At 74.5% G+C, this 1,591-nt stretch carries 2 protein-coding genes and 2 pseudogenes; 2 read left to right on the top strand and 2 right to left on the bottom strand.

Features of this window, described 5'->3' with window-relative positions; all coding sequences use genetic code 11:
- The coding region (locus JHD63_RS22500) for a hypothetical protein (protein WP_198973016.1) at positions 1-239 on the top strand (239 nt) is incomplete at its 5' end.
- Positions 203-379 (top strand): hypothetical protein, encoded by a 177-nt coding sequence (locus JHD63_RS22495; protein WP_198973015.1) that lies wholly within the window; start codon positions 203-205, stop codon positions 377-379. The genes JHD63_RS22500 and JHD63_RS22495, both read left to right, overlap by 37 nt.
- A 168-nt stretch (positions 380-547) precedes the next feature.
- Here the strand turns inward: JHD63_RS22495 and JHD63_RS24285 are convergent.
- A pseudogene (locus JHD63_RS24285) lies at positions 548-862 on the bottom strand (TAXI family TRAP transporter solute-binding subunit); the annotation flags it as partial.
- An 8-nt stretch (positions 863-870) separates the two neighbouring features.
- Positions 871-1,515, bottom strand: a pseudogene (locus tag JHD63_RS22485) (P1 family peptidase); the annotation flags it as partial.
- Between the last annotated feature and the right edge of the window lie 76 nt (positions 1,516-1,591).

Here is a 1,591-nt window from a genome sequence, read left to right as displayed (position 1 = left end):
CCCCCCCCCCCCCCCCCCCCCCCCCCCCCCCCCTCTTTCATGACCCGGCGCCCACCGAGATCTACACTAGGTTCTTTTCGTCGGCAGCGTCAGATGTGTATAAGAGACAGATCCGGACCTGGCCTTTCGCAGTGCGCCCGCGGCCGAGCCGGCGCCGGCCGCGGCTGGCGACGATGCGCTGGCGCCCGGCGTCTGGGTGGAGATGCTGCAGGACGGCCAGTGGCAGCGCCTGCACCTGACCTGGGCCAGCCCGCGCGGCAGCCTGCTGCTGTTCACCCACGAGGACGGCCGCACGGAATCCATCGCGCGCCGCCTGTGCCTGGAGCGCATGGCGGCAGCGCAGATGCGCATCGTGAACGGGCCTTCAGCCGCGGCCTGAGGCCAGCCTGCTGCAAGCCAGGTTGATGTGCTCGCGCAGCGCGTACAGCTCGTCGGCGTAGGACAGCGGCACGCTGATCTTCTCGACCTGCCGCTCCAACTGGTCGAGTTCCGCGAGCAGGGCCTGCGGCGTGTCGTAGTCCGATTGGCCGCGGCTCATGTGCACCGGATCGGCGCTGCCGCCGCGCGCGAAGCCCTGGTCGGCGCGCCCCTCGCGCAGCAGGCGCGGGTGGTCCGAAGAGCCGCCGCTGGGCAGCAGCACCACCTCGATGCCGTCGGCCGCCAGGGCGTGCGCATAGCGCTTGCCGAATTCGGCGTAGGCGCTCTGTGCCGGGCCGGTGGCCAGCGTAACCCGGCGCGGCGGGTTCGGATCCAGCCAGCGGTAAGCCCCGATCAGCAGCACGGCGGCCACCAGCGCGAACGGGCCGACGGAGATCAGCAGGTCGCGCAGCGCCAGCAAGGCGTTGCGCAGCAAGTGGCGCATGCGTGCGGTCACGGCAGGCGCAGATCGGCGGCGCACGGCAGGTGCAGGCCGTCGGCGGTGGTGATGGCGCGCGCGGCCTGCACGGCGCGCAGCACGGCCCGCGCGGTGGCCTCGGCCGCCATGGTGGCCAGCAGCACCATGCCGGGGGCGCCGCTGGCGCGGCCGGTGGCCAGCGCGAACAGCGTGTCGCCATCGGACATGGTGTGCACCGGGTTGATGCTGCGCGCCAGGCCGTCGTGCCCGGCCTGGGCCAGGCGCTGGGCCTGCGCCTTGGTCAGCACCGCGTCGGTGGCGATGGCGCCGATGGTGGTGTTGGTGCCCGTGAGCGGCGGCCGGGTGTCGTCGCCGCGCAGCAGCGCGCGCCGCGTGTCGCGCAGCGTGCGGCCGTCTTCGCAGCGGGCGCCGGCCACGATCCGGGCGGTGTCCGGGTCGAGTACGTCGCCCAGCGCGTTGACCGCGATCAGCGCGCCGACCGTGACGCCTGCGACCGTCACCGAGGCCGAGCCGATGCCACCCTTCATCGCATGCTGCATGCCGAACAGCTTGCCCACCGCCGCGCCGGCCCCGGCGCCGACGCTGCCCTGCTGCGGCGGCTGCCGCGAGGCGGCGGCGCAGGCGGCGTAGCCGGCCGCGGCGTCGGGCCGCACGCGCACTGTCTCTTATACACATCTAAAAAGGGGGGGGGGGGGGGGGGGGGGGGGGGGGGGGGGGGGGGGGGGGGGGGGGGGG

Origin of the sequence: Xylophilus sp. ASV27 (assembly GCF_016428875.1) — a bacterium.
Lineage (GTDB): Bacteria > Pseudomonadota > Gammaproteobacteria > Burkholderiales > Burkholderiaceae_C > Xylophilus.
This window is presented reverse-complemented; position numbering and strand designations above follow the sequence as displayed.

Bases quoted from the DNA above. Each gene is read 5' to 3' on its own strand.
- JHD63_RS22495 (WP_198973015.1), top strand. From the start codon at position 203: ATGCTGCAGGACGGCCAGTGGCAGCGCCTGCACCTGACCTGGGCCAGC.